The sequence below is a fragment of the Parashewanella hymeniacidonis genome, from assembly GCF_016900895.1.
GTDB lineage: Bacteria > Pseudomonadota > Gammaproteobacteria > Enterobacterales > Shewanellaceae > Parashewanella > Parashewanella hymeniacidonis.
Window position 1 is genome coordinate 1 of sequence record NZ_JAFEUN010000027.1, and the last position, 18,961, is coordinate 18,961.

Consider the following 18,961-nt stretch of genomic DNA (forward strand, 5'->3'; position numbering starts at 1 on the left):
ACTTAAAGAAGGATGGATAGCTGTACATTACCCTTTAAAGAGGAGCTAAATGAACCGCCCTGTGCGGAGCCGCATGCAGGGTGGTGTGGGGGCTGAGGGTTAGAGACCCTCGGCTACCCGATTAGGTTTATGTGTAAGTTGCACTTACTACCTTATTATTTTTATCTAGCTCAATAGTACACTGATAAATATGAAAATTAAGCTTACTACTAAAAGTGATTTTTGAACCAGACTCTGTAACGCTCTGGCTATACTCAGATAAGTTTGCAGTATTTAGCTGCCGAATAACACCAGATTTTTTTTCACCAGACGAAAAATTACCACATAGGTAGTAAACCTCTTGTCTAGCGAACTCCCAAAATACGGCACTTGTTACAGCTACGATAATTACAAGCGAAGTGAAAAAGATAAGATATTTATTTTTGGTAGTCATCCTGACAAAACCTCGGTTATTGATTGCAAACCTAACGCCCGCTTAACAGGCAAATGCTGGTTGGCTAAAATCCGAAGCGCAGCGTAGGAGCCAAACAGTATTTGTCCTTGTTTAAGCGCTTGTTAGGTGTACTTTTCAACTATTTATGTATTCTGTGTTTTTTATACAAAAAATATGGAATGCTTCCCTTGGCTAGAGTTTTGCGTGCAGAGCTATACTCGCTAAATACTTCCAATCCATTTATGATGCCACGTTCTTGCCAGTAAACCTCGTATTTACCGTTAACATCTATAAAATAAAATCCATCAAATGTCTCTTTTTTCCTTCTAACACTGGGGTTGATCGGTTGTTTAACTTCCCAGTTAATATACTCTTCAGGGCTTATGCTGAAAACGTCATAAAGCTCTTCCCAACCAAATTTTTGCTGAAGTTCATAAACATTGAATTTTTCAAGTAAATCGAATTGTTCTTGTTTACTTAATTCCATCTAGTACACCTAACAGCTTATTAGAAGGAAAAAATCCTGCTTTTACACATCAGACCATTTCCTTTTCTATTTTTTAATGTAACCAAATTAACATGAATAACCTCATTATTTCAATCACTAACAGAATACCAATAAAAATACTTCGTGAGTGAAAGCGGGAATTAATCCTTTTTTCCGGTGGAAAGGAGGCATTTTTCAATTGCTGTATAAATAACCATGAGATTTTTTAGATTTTCAGTTAATTATGAAGTTCAAACTAATGATTTAAGCTGAGTGTTCTTTTCACCTAAAAAACTCAGTTGAACGCTAAATCATTTTTTAAACTTATGAAAGAAAATAAGGCTCTTCGTCGTTTAGTGTGGATTTAATGTTATTACCTCTTGGGTGAATTGCTCTACGCTCACAAGCTGGCCCAAATTGCCGTTATCTGCGTTAGAACATTTGCAAGTAGAATAACTACTTGCTGCACGCTCTCTGCCTTGCTAACGATAATTTTTTCTGCGCTTAAGAACGTACCCAACTGAGTTTTCTTGGTTAAAAGAACTATTTTGGTCGATAGGCAAACTCAATGCGATTGTCACTTGGCTCTCGAATCATCATATGAATTGTCGGGCCACCATTGTTCGGCTCAGGCGCAAATTCAATCACAACGTCTTTAGTTCGTAAAAACATTTCATGCAGTTGATGTAAATCTTCTAAAGAAGCCACCGTGAGCGCCAAATGATGTAAGCCGACATTGTGCTTGCGATCAAAGTTAACCGTTGGTTTATCAGCTTTGGTTTGCCATAAGGTTAAAAACAACTTGCCGTCAATAACGAAAGCCGATGGATAGTCAGGGTAACCACCGACGTTGTTCCAACCTAACGTATTCACAAAAAAATCTGTACTGGCATCAAGGTTCTTTACGGTTAACCCTAAGTGGTTAAGACCTTGTGTCATCACTTTAGTGGCTTTTGGTGGAAAAGCTGGGGTCATAGCATTGATGGTGTTCGAGAAAAATAAGGCTGATGTAGCCATCAAAATAGATGATGTGAGTAAGCGCATAGATTGATTTATGTGGGTGATTTTTAAAGATGACCCTACTTTTTTGAGTAATCATTCAAGCTGGTTGAGGTTTTTAAGAATAAATTAGTTTTTTTCGTACTTTGAAGCTACTTTTTGAATTGAGAGTATCAAATATTAATTGTTCAGGAGGTAACAAACATGACTTCAATGTCCCGTTTTTTATTAGCTAATTTTGTATTGCTTTTCTCATCGATAACATTGGCTGGAGAATGTCCAGAAGGTGCAGTTGGGAAACTCACCTCTCCTACGCCACCGACCAAAGGGCATTTAATTTCTACTGAAGAACTCGCAAGTTATAGTTTGAAAAATGAAGCGCCACATTTGGATGGTCGCCGTTTAAGGCTACGTAATATCATTTTCCAGCCGGGTGGCTATGTACCTTTACACGATCATAATCAACGTCCGGCAATAGCAAGAGTCACCAAAGGCCAGCTTGTTGAATATCAACTGAATTGCACCAAGCATATTGTTCATAAAACGGATGACATTCTTTTAGAAAAGAAGGGGGTCACTCATTGGGTTGTGAATCGAAGCGATAAGCCTGCGGTCTTAACGGTGTCAGATATTGTTGATGACAGGAACACGCAGGCTCGGTTTAAATAATTGGTATTGTTATCGGGTGGCGTCATCAAAAAGCTGTTGCGCCAATTCTGATAACACATCAGCTGATGACTCCATTTGTGAATAAGTTTTTAAACCATAAATACCCAGCACGATACAGCGAGCACGCTGCTCAGGTGTGCGTTCAGCGCTGATTTCACCATTTTTCAATGCTTGTTCAAATAAGTCGACAAACCCTTGTTGCCAATGTTTCATATTATTGAGCAAGGTTTCTTCAATCAAAGGGTCTTGCTCTGCAAGCCCAAGTTACTTTATCTTGAACAAACATTCAAAAAAGAGATAGCCCTATGACCACGAATTTGTTTCAACCGTTTCGTCTCAATGACAGTCTTGAATTACAAAACCGTATTTTGATGGCTCCGCTTACACGCTGCATGGCTGACGATGACTTAGTGCCGACGCAACAAATGGTTGATTACTATGCTAAGCGAGCGGAGACGGGGTTAATTATCTCGGAAGCGACGATAATTCGCCCTGATGCTCAGGGCTATCCGAATACGCCGGGTATTTTCACTCAAGCACAAATTCAAGGTTGGCGTAATGTGACGGATGCTGTGCATCAAGCAGGTGGCAAAATCTTCCTACAACTGTGGCACACAGGTCGTGTAGCACATACGTATTTTTTTGGTGGTGAGCATGTGCTCGCTCCTTCAGCGAGACAGTTAGAAGGCAATCTATCAAGAACGCGAGAGCTGACCTATCAAATGCCAAAGCCTGTCTCGAAAGATGAAATAGCACAGCTGGTGCTTGATTACACTAAAGCTGCTGAAAATGCCATTGAAGCTGGTTTTGACGGGGTAGAGCTCCACGGTGCAAATGGTTATCTCATTGATCAATTCTTACATCATGATTCAAATGTGCGTGATGACGAGTACGGTGGTAGCCCAGAAAATATGGCTCGATTCCCACTACAAGTGGTTGATGCAGTGATTGCGGCCATTGGGCAAGATAGAACTGCCCTACGTGTATCACCTGCGGCGTATTTTAATATCGCGTCAGATCCACGAGATAAAGCCGTTTTCGAATATTTATTGCCAGAATTAAACAAACGGAACTTAGCTTATCTTCATTTAGGGTTGTTCGACGATAGCATGAGTTTTGATGATTTAGGTGGCAATGCAACCGACTTTGTTCGCAAACACTACACAAAAACCTTGGTCGGTGTCGGCGGTTACAGCGCTGAAACAGGCAGTGACGCTATCACGAAAGATCGCTTTGATTTACTGGCGATAGGGCGTCCATTTATTGCTAATCCTGATTACATCTCAAAAGTTAAGCAAGGTATTGAGGTTACGCCATATTCTGAAGAAATGTTGGCAACGCTTAACTAAATTACCTTTCATCACTATTTCCCCCCCCTCTTTCGGCCATCATTTTGATGGCTTTTTTTGTTTGGATATTCAGTTTGAGTTGGGTATTGAAGTAAGGTTTCCTTGAAACTCAATTTATGGATATTCAAAACAATAAATTGTGATCTTTACTCAATGTTTAACACATTTCTTAACGCATAATTAACGGCTGCTTTTATATCCTACGGCAAAATCGCTGACATTCTCATAAGAGGAGGTGATATGTCGATAAGGGATTCAAAGCCGCAGAGCAACAGCAACGCATCGAAGCGTGGAAACAAACACAAGTGCAAGCGCAACATGTCAGCTTGTTGACCGATATTATTTCAGCACCTGAGCTTACACGCTTGATTCAAACGGGTCTTGAACACTACCCTGATGTGAAACAGGCAAAACTTGCGATGCAGATTGCACAAAAAGCGCAAACTTCAGTTAATTCCGTATCCTGGCCGCAAGCCAATGTCTCACTGCAAGGCAATAAAGCGGAGTCCAGTGACGAAAGCTATAACGCAAATCTCACCGTCAGTTGGGAAGCTGATATTTGAGGTAAACATTGGGATAGTGCTACAAAAGCGCAGCTTAATACTCAAAATCAAGTCTTTGCTGAGCAATATTCAAAAGACTTACTTGCCGCTTCAATCATGCGGAGCTGGTTACAACTGATCCAACAAAACCAGCTGATTGAAATTGAAGCGAATAACGTGAGCATACTTCAGCAAAACGAAGCGACCATTCTTGAACGCTATCGAAAAGGGTTGGGCTCATTAGAAGACTTAGACACGGCACGCAGTTCGACACAAAGTGCCCACGCAACATTGGCGCAATATAAAGAAAGTTATCAACAAGTATTACGCAGTCTGAATAGCACGTTAGGTGGAAAAACAGTAACCGCAACGCCAATGACGACTTTCCCTGAAGTGTTAACTCCTCTGGCGGCATTACCGCAACAAGATCTTGCTCGTCGCCCTGATTTGCGTTAGGCCTTCATTAATGCGCAAACGGTTGAGCTGGATGTAGACATTGCTACAAAACCTGATCCGAAATGCTTACCAACATTGTAACGAAGGGGTGATTGAAATCAGCCAATCGCAATCAAACATAACCATTCGAAATACGCTTTGTGATGATGGAGAGTCCAATGATGTGAGCTTCGGTTTAGGGCTAAAGCTGTAAAAACAAATTGTGGAGCGATTTAATTGGCGATTAAACTCTTGTCACGTCGATGGTGTGCACGAGGTCTATCTAACGCTTAATTCAAAAAATGATCTCACAAACTAGGTAACTCGTATGCATGAGTGTTGACCACTAGAGGAGTTCGCCATGTTAAAAGGAATTACTGAGCAAAGTTTGCAAGCGAGAAGGTTAGTTCCAGCGATAATCTGTACCGCCGATTGCTTTCACTACTTAGTTGGAGCGAAAGATGAATCAGGTATGTTTTACAATGTGTTTTCTGAGGATGCAAAGAGGCCATTGTTCCGCACCTCACTGGATCAAGCTAAAAAAGCACTCAGGGAGCAAGGCATGAAAAAAGTATTAGTTGAAATGCAAACACCATACGATGAAATGGTAGGGCTGCAAGAATCAAATACTGTTGTGACACTAGAGACATTGTAATTTGATTTGGATTAAGAGTATGTTTCTATACCCATGATACCTGAAGATGCTCGATTTCAGCGAGAATGCACAGCTTGTTAATCAAGGCGATAGTGTGCGGCAATAGTGAGCTATTGTTAGCACTGGCAACACAGAGTAACACGCTGTGCAACTCGCACTTCGTGGGCTTCTCAGCGCCAATTCTTCTTTGTTACATTAGCTCGAAAGAATCCCGATATTCCTTCGCTAATGCGCCTCAAAGAATTGGCGCTGAGAAAGTCCTGAAACATGCATCTTCAGGTATCATGGGTATACATACCCATACAATCTTTTAGGTGGACATCGTGGAAAATCAAATTGATGTGAAACACTGTCTCAACGTATTCAATCTAGTCCGTACTCACGGAGAAAAACACCAAAGCGTATATTCTTTTAAAGGGTTCAAAGCCTGGACAGATTTTGATGGTTATACGTGTTATCTGCAGTATGGCAATGCCACATTAACATTGCTTTTTCATGGAAAATATCACTTCGACTACTCCTCACATCATGATTTTGATTTGTTTATGAAAAAAATCAGTCAGCTTGTTAGTAACTAGTTATTAGTACAAAAGTTATTGGTATATCGGATACTCAATTTAGCAGTATGTGTTGAATGTTAATGATTTGTTGCTTAAAATGGTGTGCTGAAAATAAAACACTTGGATGTTACTGTCACTATTAAGGAAGTTATTGATGTCCTTTCTTTTTATCTTAGGAAAATACTCCTAGTTCATCCTGCCCGAATTTTAAAATAATAAAAGGGATTTTACGGAATGAATCGCTTCTTATCTTTCAAAGCTATTCTTATACTGTTGTCTTTCTTCATGTTAACGGCCTGTGGTGGTGGCGGTGGAGATAGTAAGCCTAAACCAGATCCAGCACCTATCGTTGAAACGGATACCGATGGTGATGGTATACCTGATTCCTCTGATACTGATGATGATAACGATGGTGTTGCTGACAATGATGATGCCTTTCCACTTGATGCATCAGAATCGATTGATACCGATGGTGATGGCATCGGAAACAATGCCGATGAAGATGATGACGGAGACGGCGTAGCCGATAGTGATGATGCCTTTCCACTCGACGCTGCCGAATCGGTTGATACTGACGGTGACGGTATCGGAAATAATGCCGACGACGATGACGATAATGACGGTGTCACAGACAGTGATGATGCGTTTCCACTCGATGATTCTGAATCAGTTGATACTGATGGTGATGGAATTGGTAACAATGCCGATGAGGATGACGATGGAGATGGAGTTAATGATGACGAAGATCTATTCCCGTTAGATCCGACTGAAACGGCTGATAATGATAACGATGGTGTAGGTAATAATGCAGACTTTTATCCTGAAAATGCGATTTGTTATGCGGAAACAGATGGTAATGGTCAAGATTGTTATTTTACCGTATTTAAGCAAGATGCAGCAGAGTCTCAGCTGATTCGAACGGATCAGAATGCGTTGTTAATTTTCTCTCCGTTGCAGAGAAAGCTATTGTCTTATGATGCTTCAACGGCACATTTTTCTGAAATTGTATCGACTGAAGGCGAAAACGAAATCGTTGATGCTGTTTACTCTGAATCGCAACAACGTACTTATTATGCATATAAAGATTTTAATGAAGTTCGATATGTTGATGCCCAAGGGGAAGATCATTTATTTAAAACGTTAGACTCGAATATTACACGCTTAATGATTCAGAAGAATAACCTACTGGTGCATGACAATTATCGTTTATATCGATACTCAGCATCTGGTGACGATTTAGGAATATTCTATTTTTCTGGAAGTATAGATTACTATGCTTGGGATTCTAGTGAAGATATTTTGTACATATCTTCTGAATCTTATGATCAAAGTCGCGTTTATAAGTTGAACTTTGATTTTGAGAATAATGACTTGTATGTTGATTATGGTGAGAATTCAGAAACGAGATCTTCGCCAGTCATTTTATTAGAAAATGATTTAATGTTGGCAAACGAGAGATTGAGAACTCAAGAAAGTTTAAAGCTTGTCTCAAATGGTGAAGTTGTTATTTCTAATTATATTAACTCTGAAAATAGTGAGTTAATCACCTTAAAGTATGATGCTGGAAATACTGAGTTGTCTCGTTGGAGCTCAAAGCATCAAATTATTGAAAGAAAAATGGTAGACGGTGCACCGATTGCTCTACTTAAAGCAGAAAGCCATTACATAGTAATCACCAATGCAATTAATTCATTCCAATTGACTCAATATGAACTTTTAGATGATGTTGATGGTGACGGAATAGAAAATAATACTGATAATTTCCCGAATGATGTTTCAGCATCCGTTGATTCAGATAATGATGGTTATCCAGATGCGTGGAATGACGGATATACAGAAACAGATTCAACTTCACAGTTAACACTGGATGCTTTCCCTCAAGATTACGTATGTTGGAGTGCTGAGCATGCAGCAACAGACAGCTCCTGTGATTTCACCGCTACTATGACGGATTACCTTCCAGAAATTACTTTTGCTGATAGTAATGGGGTTGTTTATTTATATTCGAACTCAAATAAAGTGGTTCACCGATGGTCTTCTGAATCTGAACAATATGTCGCTCCTGCTAAAGTCGGAATGGACTATTTCGATGCTGATATAAATCCATTTACTATAGAAGCTTCTTCAAATCATGGGCGCTTATATTTAGGTTATAGCACCGGTGAAATTAACTTCCTGCCAATTAACACCCTTTCTGGAGCCGAGCAACCTTTTATTAAGCTTTCACAGTCTATTGAAAAAATGGTCAATGCTGGAAACTTTATAGTTGTAAAAGAAGGTGAAAATTACAGCCAAAATAGGCAGATTATTGATAGAAATGGTGCAATTACATCGACAGAAACCAACTCTGATCGCTTTGAATATAGTGTCTGGGATCAATCGAGCAATCATTTGTATTACAGAGGCGGCTCAGAAAGCCCAAGGTATATTCAAATCGATCAAACTAGTGGCACTATTAGTGATCGTGGAAGCTTGGATTACGACTACAGACACGTATACAGAGGTGCTCTTCGTTTATCTGTAAATGCTCAAAAATTGCTTGTCGGAAGTGGTACGGTATATGAGCTAGATGATTACAGCGTTACTCAAGAATATGCCGATATTATTGACGGTTTCTGGCTCAGTGAGGGAGAGGTAAATTTACTTTCTCAGCAGCAAGATGCAGTAACTTTGAGACGTTTAGATGCTCTGAATAGACCCCTAGAACAAACAAGCTTTTCAGGTAGTTATATTAATTTTGTCAAAGCAGGAGAGCAGCCTGTAATTATTAGCCAAATTGATGATCAAATTGTTTTCAATAAATATGTTGTCAATAACGACAGTGATGGAGATGGTGTTGCAAATATTGAAGATGCTTTCCCAAGTGATCCAGCAGCCTCAATAGATAGTGATAACGATGGCTACCCTGATGAATGGAATGTTGGTTATACCGCAGAAAACTCGACAACCGGTTTGACGCTTGATGTATTTGTTAATGATTCTGCTTGTTGGTTGGCAAGCCACGATGACGGTAATGGCCAGTGTGACTTTGCCGCTTCGGTTCCTGAGTTTACACCGGATTTAAGTTTTGGTGATAACGCCGGTGTTGTCTATTTGCTGAGTCGAGAACATGATCGACTTTATCGATGGTCAACAGTGACTCAAAACTATATTAACCCTATCGTTTTAGGCAGAGTCTATGGCTCAGAAGATAGATCACCTGTAACGGCTTATTTTTCGAATGCACATCAGCGAGTCTATATATCTTACGAATCAGGCATACTCACCCATGTACCGTTAGGGGAGACCACGGAACACTTTTTTGCTTTGAGAAGTCAAGCAGCATCACATTTACTCGATGCTGGAGAGCTTATCGTTGTCGTTGAAGACCAAGCGTTTAAGTTGCTTAACCAACAAGGTGAGCAGCTCAGTGTTTGGAACGGTTACAATCCAAGAGAAGTTGTTTGGAATGCCGTCAATAATCGATTGTTCTATCTCCAAGATTATGATTATTCTAGATATGTTCAATACTTGGACATTGATCTTGATACTTCAACATTTACTAATTCAGGAAGCTCAAATTATATCGATGGTGATGGTGGCATCACAGGACCAATTAAAGTTGTCAATGATGGTCAAGAAGTTGTGCTTGGAACGGGTACAGTACTGGACGTTAATCGATTGCAACCATCAGGTCAGATCGAGGCGCTTACAGAAATAGCTTGGTTAGAAAACAATGAGTTGGTCCAATTTAATACGTCTGTTTCAGAAGACAGCTTTTCACTAGAGCGTCGTCGTGATGACCGTAAATTGATTGAGCAACGTCAATTCACAGGCACATTGCTTGATTTAGTTTCTACTAATGAACATCAAGTTTTGATCAGCCAAAATGATGGTCAATTATCGCTAGAAATACTGAATTTTAGTGACGACTCTGATGGAGATACGGTAAATAATGCATTAGATGCATTTCCGTTAGATAGCTCTGCTTCGATAGACACAGACAGTGACGGTTACCCTGATGCGTGGAATGTGGGTGCAGGCGAAGAAGATTCTACATCTGAGTTAGTGCTTGATGCATTTATCAATGACTCAGCCTGTTGGTTATCTGAGCACGATAATGGAAGTGGTGAATGTGATTATGCTGCAACTATGCCGGTTTTCACGCCGAGTGCTGTTGCTATTAATACCGATGACCAAGTTTACTTGTTCGATCAAGACGCTGGCAAAATATACCGTTGGTCTTCAGCGCTAGAAGCCTACTTGTCGCCTTTGAATGTCAACTTAACTAAGTGGTATGGTGATTTTCTACCTGAACATTTTACTTATTCTAAACAACAGCAACGTGTGTATCTTGGCTATGAGTCAGGAGAAATCACCTATCTTGAACAAGATACATTTGATCAAAACCATACATTCGTTGAGTTCGACTATGAAATTAGAGGGCTAGGGCAAGCAGGAAACTATTTATTTGCTTTAACAAATACTAATTACAGTAGTGAAGCAAAAGTTCTTGATAGCGAAGGGCAAGTAGTGAGTTCTGCTTACCATGGCAGTTCTTCAGATTTCTATGCGTGGGATGAGATTAATCATCGTTTGTATAACTATGATTATGATGATCGAGGTAACGTCAACTATCGTGAAATATCGCAAGATAATGGTGAAATGAGCTCCAGCTTCAACTCACCATATCAATTATCATTTGCTTTAAGCGGGGCGATTCGTATTTCAAACGATGGAAATTCAATACTGTTTGCAAGTGGCGCTATTTTAGATAAAGAAGGTTTGAACTGGCAGTCAGCAGTCGATGAGTTTAATGCAGGTGATTTCTTATCGTCAGGGGATGTTGTTGGTCTAACGGCGAATACAGGAGATTTCACTCTTCATCGATATGCAAGTCACACTGGACAAATTGTTGAGTCTGTCAATTATGCTGGAGAGCCATTAGCTTTCTTACGAGGTGAAAGTGTTAATGTCGTTGTAAATCAACAAGAGAGTGGGTTTGGTTTTGAGTTCTATGAACCAAACGATGATTTAGATAATGATGGCGTTTCAAATCTTGAAGATGCTTTCCCGACAGATCCCGCTGCCTCTGTCGATAGTGATCGTGACGGCTATCCTGATGCTTGGAATGAAGGCTATAGCGCAGATGATTCAACAACAGGGCTTGCTCTAGATGCATTTGATCAAGACGTTGGCTGTTGGTTAGCGACTCATTCAACCGAAGGTGGTTTGTGTAATTACAGTGTGACAATTCCTGCTTATATTCCAGATGCTTTTGATATTTCGGAATTCGGGATGGTTTATGCCTTGAGCTCAGATAACAACCGAATTTATCGATGGAATACTCGAGGGACATTAGGCCATTGGGACCCTATTGTTGCTCAACTAGCGACATATAATGGATTGGAATCACCCATTACGCTTTCCGTTTCAAACGAACACCGAAGACTATATCTTGGTTATGCGACAGGGGATGTTACGTATATTGATTTAAATGCATTAGGTATTTCTGGTAACCAAGAAGAAGTTCATTTTGCAAAACATCAATTTGCGGTAACGAGTTTAGTTCCAGCAGGTAATTATTTAGTCGTTCACGCAGGACTGACGGGTCATAATAATCTGGTAATTTATGGTTCTGACGCTTCAGTAAAAGACACTCGTTCAAGCTTTAATATGGCAAAAAATCCATCTTGGGATGCTTTTGGGAATCACTTGTATTATTTACGAGATAGTAATTCCCCAAGTTATATCAGGTACTTGAGTATTAATGAATCAACGGGGAATATTGACTCTAACGGTAACTCAAATTATCTAGCCGATAATTTAATAAGCCCAATTTCAGTTGCTGGAGTTGTGGGTAAAGTGATGCTTGGTTCTGGTGAAGTCTATGACATTGAGTCTAGAGAAATAACTGCAACTGCTGAGAATCAATACCAATTTTTATCGACGACGAATATTGATTTTATAAACGTTAGAGAGAATGACGGTGTTTGGCGACTGGATTTATTAAATTCAGATTCTTTTGAAGTGGATTACTCAGAAATTCTTGAAAACCCTGTTTTAGGTGTCTTAGAAAACTTGAGTGCAACAACAATCGTCCATCGCAACGGAAATGATGTAAGTTATCGAACACTCAACTTATATGACAGTGATGGCGATAGAATACCGTATTGGTGGGAGGCTAAGTATGGATTGTCAGATGAAGATGCTTCTGATGCAGGCCTCGATAATGACGGCGATCAATTGACCAACTTGGAAGAGTTCTTCGCATCAACCAACCCATTAATGGTGGATACAGATGAAGATGGACTGAATGACTATGCTGAGATCAATACTCATCAAACGAGTCCAATTGTTTCAGATACTGACAATGACGGTTTATCTGATGGTGACGAGGTTAACGTACATGGCACAGAACCTCTTCAATTAGATACAGATAGTGATGGTTTCAGTGATGGGGATGAGGTCAATAAGTACAGCACAGATCCATTAGATATTGATTCTAGACCTATTCCTCTAACAACGTTTTCGGATTCTTTTGAAGATGATACATTGTCATCATTCTGGAAGTTAAATACTGACTCTGATGCACCTTGGATGAGAACGGATACTGATGCTTCTGAAGGAAGCAATAGCATTAGATCCGGAGACATTGATGATTCACAGGTTAGTTCGTTGAAATTCGAAGGCTTGCTCGAAGCTGGTGTCTTTAGTTTTGATGCTTTAGTTTCGGCAGAAAATTGCTGTGATATGTTAGATATTTATATTAATGGTAATCGAGTGCTAACCGTGAATGATACTAATGCTGTTTGGGAGACTCATTCAGTGAATGTTGAGTTTGGAGAAAATATTATTGAATTTATATATAGGAAAGATGGCAGTGCTACTGATGGTGATGATGCCGCATTTATCGATAATATTTCTTACTCTAGTAACTAGCTTTAGATAGTCATTGAATGAAAAAGCAGTGCAACGCACTGCTTTTTTTTAATTTTTAGCACTGAATTCATTAAATCGCTGCAGCATCTCATCTACCGTAGCTGTGCTTTTAGCAAAGCAGATTCGTTGTCTACCAATTTGGCTTGAATAGTAATTATGCCCACAAGAAAGGTTAATTTTTGTTTCTTGAAACAACCTTAGATTAAATGTTTGTTCTTGTTCTAATGTCGCTAAGTTAAACCTTTTACTGAAATCAGCCCACAGAAAAATGCCTGCTTTGGCTGGGAAAAACTCGATACTCTGCTTTTGCATTTCATGGGTGATACGTTGTTGTGTTTGCAACAGACGTTTTGTATTAGTTTGAATAAATTTCTGACACCAATTTAAGTCTTTGAGTAAGTAAGCCGTACAAGTTTGGGCAATTGAGCTTACTGAGTGAAAAAAAGCAAATGCCCCCATGGCTTGATTTACAGTAGGGTTTTTTGAATGAAAACAACCGAGCTTAAACCCTGAAAGACAAAGATCTTTTGCTATGCCATAGACCATATGAATATGTTCGCGATGATCGAGGTGATCGAAGCGTTTATCAAGAAAGCTGATGTACTGACCTTCGGCGTATACCGAGTTTGCATAAACTTCATCACTGATGATCGCCAAATCATATTTTTTCGCCAGTTTAATGATTTGTGATATTTCTGATTCAGTCAGTAAATAACCCGTAGGGTTATGAGGATGATTAATCAGTAATGCTTTGAGGTTACGGCTTTGTTTGATGTCCCTTTCAAAAGTTTCCAAGTCGATGCCTTGAGCGGTCAGACAGTTACTCACGTCTAGGTTTACATCAAATGTAGGGCCGATATCTTTAAAAAAACCACTGTAAGCTGGAACCATCGTGAGCATTGAATCTTGTGGATCTAACAAAATATGGCTAAGCATATGTAGGATTGTGCCTGCACCAGTACTCAGCGTCAGTTGGTCAATGTCATCTACAATGACATTGTTAAATCTGTCTAAGTAGGTTTTGAATGCTTCACGTAATTCCTCAATACCTTGAACACTCATGTAGTGTTTGGAAATTGTATTGGCTTGTTCACTTTGGCGCCACTCAGTCAGCTTTAGCTGGATTTCTGAATCCATTAAATAGTTTTCAGCTGTTCCAAAGTTAAGATATCCATTGGGATTAGAATGTGGTTGGAATGGGTCACGCATACATTGAAAATGGTGGTCAATGACCGTTGAAGGCTGTGAAAGTAGATATCTTGCTCGGTTCGCTATCACGTTGTATTTTCCCTTTTTGATACCAGTTCTGGTGCTACACCTAACCCCATGGAAGCGTCAATGATGGCGCCATGGAGAATTTGCGATTGCTCACTTGCTAAGAATAGACACAAATTTGCAATTTCCGAGGGCTCAATGAGGCGTTTTTTAGCTAGATTTGCAATAAATTGTACTCTTTCTTCATAAGAGAGAGAGGCCAACGTTGAAGCGTTGAACATATCGGTATTGGTCGCCCCTGGACAGATTGCGAAAATATCAATCTTGGAATGAACATGCTCACTCGCTAACTGCTTGGTCATGTAAGTTACTGCGGCTTTACTCATACCATCCGCTAACCTAAAAGATGGAAAATGGGTGATACCACCACCAACCGAAGCCACATTAATAATTTTTCCACCTCGCTCAAGCATTGACGGAATGAGCGCTTGGCAAAGCCAAAGAGGCCCCAAAGCATTAACGTGCAATAAGGCTTGGTCTTGTTCAAACTGGTTTTTACTGACCTGCTCAACCGTTTTGCTGCCTAACCCTGCATTATTAATAAGGACATCAATTTTGCGACCGAGTTGACTGATAAGTTGTTGGTGTGAATGCTGATTACCTTGAAATAACTGATGAAACTCTAAACGGTGAGAACCATATTCTGCAACAAGCTTTTGGGCGATTTCTTGTTTTCGGTAGTACGTACCCACAACATAGTAGCCCTTACTTAAGAAGAGTTTTAAGATTGCGAGACCTATGCCGCGAGTGGCACCTGTAATAAGAAGTGTCTTTTCCATATAAGGAGTTATATCAGGTTCCCTTGGCACAGTAACAAATATGAAGGAGGTTTAATCTTCGGTGTAACAGTAAAAAAAAGTAGAAAGGCTTATTGCGGGCAGAATCATTGTGATTTTTATATAATCTCAGATAGTCTTGCTATGAACCAAAATTAACCCATGCTTCAAAAACAACCTGAAAAAAAAGCAATGAGTAAAAAGTTACACCCAAGAAACCGACATAATCAAGGATATGACTTTACTCAGCTGGTGGCTTGCTGCCCCAAATTACAAGCTGAGTTGATTAAAACGCCTGTTGGAACCGATTCAATTAATTTTTCTAACCCCAAGTCTGTTTTATTACTGAATGAAGCATTATTAAAGTCTGAATATGGTATTCAGTATTGGCAATTAGCGGAAAACTTCTTATGTCCACCTATCCCTGGTCGGGTTGATTATTTACATTACTTGGCAGATTTACTTGCGATCACCTATAAAACGAAAGTTAAAAAACTCAAAGAAAGAAACATTCGTGGGTTAGATATTGGTTGTGGTGCCAGTTTGATTTATCCCTTACTGGGTCATAAAGCCTATGGTTGGCAGTTTGTGGGTTGTGATATTCATTTACCTTCGGTCAAAGCGTCTCAACTTTTGGTGGAGGCAAACAGCCTGTCTTCACATATTGATGTTAGGCATCAACCTCGAACTGAGCACAGTTTTAAACACATCATTAAAGAAGGTGAGTTTTTCGACTTTACGATGTGTAATCCTCCTTTTCATAAAAGCGCCGCTGAAGCTGAAACGGGCAGTAAGCGTAAATTAGACAACTTAGCGAGTCATCAGCGCAAGAGGAGAGGAAGTCAGACTGATAATAGCCAAAAGCTTAACTTCTCTGGTCAAAGTAATGAACTTTGGTGTGATGGTGGAGAGTCAGCATTCATCAGAAATATGATTGAGGAAAGCAAAGCGTTCGCTAAACAATGCTATTGGTTTACTTCACTTGTGGCAAAAAAAGAAAACCTTCCTGCGATTAAGAAAGCATTGCAAAGGGCGAATGTAACAGAACATAAAATCATCAATATGACTCAAGGTCAGAAAGTGACGAGAGTGGTGTGCTGGACATTTCAGACAAGAGGGACTGGAGAATGTGTTAAGCATCTTTAACCAAAGAATCATTTGCGCTTAAGTATATCTGGCTATATTTTTTATAAAATTTGCTTATCGAGGGTAGTGTTGAGGTTATAATGAGCGGTCAAGTCAAGTCAATTCAACTTCTAGTTGTCCTGTTTATTATGAGAAACCTCAAGCGTCTCAAACAAGAGAGTGCACGACTTCTGAGCATAAAAGTTCGGCACTTGAAGAGGCTTTGGCTCCCTATTTATCTACAAACAAAACTGAGAACTTCGTTGCCAAAAACTGTGCCCGCTATTTATTAAACCCTCAGATTGATCTGAATGAGTCTGCTTTGACAATGGCTTATATTGTCGAAGAGTTACCCCCTTGGGTCAATGCTGAAGACGTGAAGTTTAGTATAAACTTTCAACCTGACGCATCATCTTTAGACTCTGAAAAGGGTAATGTGTTTATTACATTAGACTTAGTTAATGGCGCACATTTGGACATAAAGGGCTTCTCAGGCGTGCTCAGAGAACAAGTTGAGCGATTGTGCGATGAACTTGAGCAATGCTATATAAAAAAAATGGTGGGGCTGAATATACAAGATCACATGATAGCGGTGTATGTATACCCATGATACTTGAAGATGCATGTTTCAGGACTTTCTCAGCGCCAATTCTTTGAGGCGCATTAGCGAAGGAATCGGGATTCTTTCGAGCTAATGTAACAAAGAAGAATTGGCGCTGAGAAGTCCACGAAGTGCGAGTTGCACAGCGTGTTACTCTGTGTTGCCAGTGCTAACAATAGCTCACTATTGCCGCACACTGTCGCCTTGATTAACAAGCTGTGCATTCTCGCTGAAATCGAGCATCTTCAGGTATCATAATGGGTATATGTCTAGTTGTTCAGACTATAGCTTAAGGCACTCTACTAGGTTGCTCACAACAGAAATAGGTACCTTATCAAACTCTGTGTCTGTGGTTGATGAAAGCATCGACACGTTCAAAGAATCTCAATCAAAAAATAAAGCTTATCAATTGTGGTTAACTCAACAAAATAGAGTGGATAAAAAAGATAGAGAGTTATCCAAACAACAGGTTAACGAATTTGAATTATCTGATGATTTAGGTGCCAATCCAAAGTTTCAACAGGTAGTCCCTTCAGCTCGTTATCATAGAAATCGACTGGGTTATTTAACAACAAACGAACGCACATTCGATGATAAAGCTCGTCATAAATATTCTCATTTGTTGAACAGTCACCCTGAGCTTTGTAAGTCACACGAGATTTATTTGTCAAAAAGAGAATTGTTGAATTTACTTCACTATGATCGCCGCCAGAACCCTGAGTTTATGAGGCTGTTTGATGGAATGTGCAGTGAATCGATGGATAATGTCACTCAGTATGGTCGTCATGATGGGATTATTCAGTTAGCCACTGAATCAGGCGCTAAGTTTATGGAGGAGGTTGTTGAAGACAAACATGGCAGAGAGTACATAAAACATTCAGTTATTGTTAATCGCTTTAAATACGTTATCAATATTTTTCCTGTTTACCATAATGGGGAAGAAAAAATACTTAAACTCGATAGAGGTTTTATTGCTGAGTATGGCGATTGTTCAACAACACAAACATGTTTGCAATCTGAGCACATGTATCAGCAAATACAACAATGGAAAGAGGCTAAAGTCGGTAATGCTATTTTGAAACATAATGAGAAGCATACGATCAATCCTAATTATCGAGGTAAAATTTTTCTCAGTGAAACTTACCCGATAAAACCATGTCAGACTGTTTATCAAACTGAAGCTGGGTTGTATTTGTGTATTGAGGGGCGCCCTGTTGCGACCCCTCTGTCAGCACTTGATATGTCAGAATACCGTGATCAGTTTGTCAGCCAATTATGTCAGACGGACATGGAAGACAGTAGATGGCTGACAGACGTGAACAAGTATACTCATCCCAAAATTGCTGCGTTTAGGTTAGGAATATTAAAGAAAAGTATTTTCAAACCTGAATGTCAAGATCTGGTTGTGATCAGTGAAACGTTACCTTCCAATGACTGCTTAGCCGTTTATAAAACCAAAGGAGGTTTATATTTGGTCGTTGAAACCCCTATGGTCGTTGAAAATCCTATGATTGCTGCCAAGCCCGAAGCGGCTCAATTTGGGAGTGATCAATGGGTGACAAAAAGTATTGAAGAAATGGATTATCCGCAATTGGATTTTGACTCTTCAGAGTGGCGAAACTGGTTTTGTAAATTTAAACAAGAATTATCGTCATTTCAGGCAAGAGAATGGTTAATTGAACTCGATAAATATAAAGAAGAAAAGCACGCTAACTATCGTCTATCAATACTTACATTTAAGCTTTTTAAACAAGAGTTTCAACAGGCAGTAACAATAACGAAAGCAGCTCCAACAAATGGAGAGCATTTTCAACGAGCTTACAAAACTTCTGGCGGTTTGTACTTAGTATTTAAAACCAGAATTGATAAAGCTAGAGTTCATGACGACAATTACGCTCAATTGACAACAAGTGTTCTTTCAAAATATGAGGATACCCTTGCAAAGGCGTCAAATTAGCACTTTTATCCATAGTTAACTTTGTTTAGTGAACGTTTAAATAAATTGAGGAATGGCAATTCAAGAAAAAAACGAACTGCAAATGCAGTTCGTAAAAACAGGGACAACGATGAAACGAGTAAAAGGAAATTCGTAACTCTTTGGCAATCACGAATTGTTACTCTAAACATCAACCGA

At 39.6% G+C, this 18,961-nt stretch carries 17 protein-coding genes; 11 read left to right on the forward strand and 6 right to left on the reverse strand.

What is annotated here, in order from left to right:
- Positions 1-127 precede the first annotated feature (127 nt).
- From JQC92_RS07390 to JQC92_RS07400, 3 genes are all read right to left on the reverse strand, one after another.
- Positions 128-433: a hypothetical protein gene (locus JQC92_RS07390; protein ID WP_204999051.1), complete on the reverse strand. Its 306-nt coding sequence runs from the start codon at positions 431-433 to the stop codon at positions 128-130.
- A gap of 139 nt (positions 434-572) precedes the next feature.
- The gene (locus tag JQC92_RS07395; protein WP_204999052.1) at positions 573-920 is read right to left on the reverse strand and encodes a hypothetical protein; all 348 of its coding nucleotides are present in this window, start codon (positions 918-920) and stop codon (positions 573-575) included.
- Between the two features lie 543 nt (positions 921-1,463).
- A complete protein-coding gene (locus JQC92_RS07400; RefSeq protein ID WP_239480454.1) occupies positions 1,464-1,964 on the reverse strand; it encodes a VOC family protein in 501 nt (166 codons plus the stop codon).
- Positions 1,965-2,123: 159 nt separating this feature from the next.
- Between JQC92_RS07400 and JQC92_RS07405 the strand changes: the two genes are divergently transcribed.
- Positions 2,124-2,588: a cupin domain-containing protein gene (locus JQC92_RS07405; RefSeq protein ID WP_204999053.1), complete on the forward strand. Its 465-nt coding sequence runs from the start codon at positions 2,124-2,126 to the stop codon at positions 2,586-2,588.
- 9 nt (positions 2,589-2,597) lie between these two features.
- On the opposite strand, the gene JQC92_RS07410 is transcribed toward JQC92_RS07405, so the two are convergent.
- Positions 2,598-2,828, reverse strand: coding sequence for a hypothetical protein (locus JQC92_RS07410; protein WP_204999054.1), 231 nt, complete (start codon positions 2,826-2,828; stop codon positions 2,598-2,600).
- 65 nt (positions 2,829-2,893) lie between these two features.
- Between JQC92_RS07410 and JQC92_RS07415 the strand changes: the two genes are divergently transcribed.
- The 7 genes from JQC92_RS07415 (at position 2,894) to JQC92_RS07445 (ending at position 13,050) form a co-directional block, all read left to right on the forward strand.
- Positions 2,894-3,937 carry an alkene reductase gene (locus JQC92_RS07415; RefSeq protein ID WP_204999055.1) on the forward strand — a complete coding sequence of 348 codons (1,044 nt, stop codon included), beginning with the start codon at positions 2,894-2,896 and terminating at the stop codon, positions 3,935-3,937.
- A gap of 305 nt (positions 3,938-4,242) precedes the next feature.
- A complete protein-coding gene (locus JQC92_RS23395) occupies positions 4,243-4,500 on the forward strand; it encodes a TolC family protein (protein WP_204999056.1) in 258 nt (85 codons plus the stop codon).
- A 96-nt stretch (positions 4,501-4,596) separates the two neighbouring features.
- Positions 4,597-4,935: a hypothetical protein gene (locus JQC92_RS23400; RefSeq protein WP_476739465.1), complete on the forward strand. Its 339-nt coding sequence runs from the start codon at positions 4,597-4,599 to the stop codon at positions 4,933-4,935.
- A gap of 40 nt (positions 4,936-4,975) precedes the next feature.
- The gene (locus JQC92_RS07430) at positions 4,976-5,128 is read left to right on the forward strand and encodes a HAMP domain-containing histidine kinase (protein ID WP_204999057.1); all 153 of its coding nucleotides are present in this window, start codon (positions 4,976-4,978) and stop codon (positions 5,126-5,128) included.
- 147 nt (positions 5,129-5,275) lie between these two features.
- Positions 5,276-5,569 carry a DUF6482 family protein gene (locus JQC92_RS07435; protein ID WP_204999058.1) on the forward strand — a complete coding sequence of 98 codons (294 nt, stop codon included), beginning with the start codon at positions 5,276-5,278 and terminating at the stop codon, positions 5,567-5,569.
- A 341-nt stretch (positions 5,570-5,910) separates the two neighbouring features.
- On the forward strand, positions 5,911-6,147 hold the full coding sequence (locus tag JQC92_RS23145; protein ID WP_420851304.1) for a DUF3081 family protein: 237 nt from the start codon (positions 5,911-5,913) through the stop codon (positions 6,145-6,147).
- 216 nt (positions 6,148-6,363) lie between these two features.
- On the forward strand, positions 6,364-13,050 hold the full coding sequence (locus tag JQC92_RS07445) for a hypothetical protein (protein WP_204999060.1): 6,687 nt from the start codon (positions 6,364-6,366) through the stop codon (positions 13,048-13,050).
- Positions 13,051-13,098: 48 nt separating this feature from the next.
- Here JQC92_RS07445 and JQC92_RS07450 read toward each other — a convergent pair whose 3' ends face one another.
- On the reverse strand, positions 13,099-14,328 hold the full coding sequence (locus JQC92_RS07450; protein ID WP_204999061.1) for an aminotransferase class I/II-fold pyridoxal phosphate-dependent enzyme: 1,230 nt from the start codon (positions 14,326-14,328) through the stop codon (positions 13,099-13,101).
- A complete protein-coding gene (locus JQC92_RS07455; RefSeq protein ID WP_204999062.1) occupies positions 14,325-15,104 on the reverse strand; it encodes an SDR family NAD(P)-dependent oxidoreductase in 780 nt (259 codons plus the stop codon). The genes JQC92_RS07450 and JQC92_RS07455 overlap by 4 nt, the downstream gene beginning before the upstream one ends.
- A gap of 189 nt (positions 15,105-15,293) precedes the next feature.
- Here JQC92_RS07455 and rlmF point away from each other — a divergent pair, with 189 nt between their 5' ends.
- From rlmF to JQC92_RS07470, 3 genes are all read left to right on the forward strand, one after another.
- Entirely contained in the window at positions 15,294-16,247 is a 954-nt protein-coding gene (gene rlmF, locus JQC92_RS07460; RefSeq protein ID WP_204999063.1) for a 23S rRNA (adenine(1618)-N(6))-methyltransferase RlmF, read from the forward strand.
- A 301-nt stretch (positions 16,248-16,548) separates the two neighbouring features.
- Positions 16,549-16,836 carry a hypothetical protein gene (locus tag JQC92_RS07465; RefSeq protein WP_204999064.1) on the forward strand — a complete coding sequence of 96 codons (288 nt, stop codon included), beginning with the start codon at positions 16,549-16,551 and terminating at the stop codon, positions 16,834-16,836.
- A gap of 256 nt (positions 16,837-17,092) precedes the next feature.
- Entirely contained in the window at positions 17,093-18,784 is a 1,692-nt protein-coding gene (locus JQC92_RS07470; RefSeq protein ID WP_204999065.1) for a hypothetical protein, read from the forward strand.
- Positions 18,785-18,961: the final 177 nt, after the last annotated feature.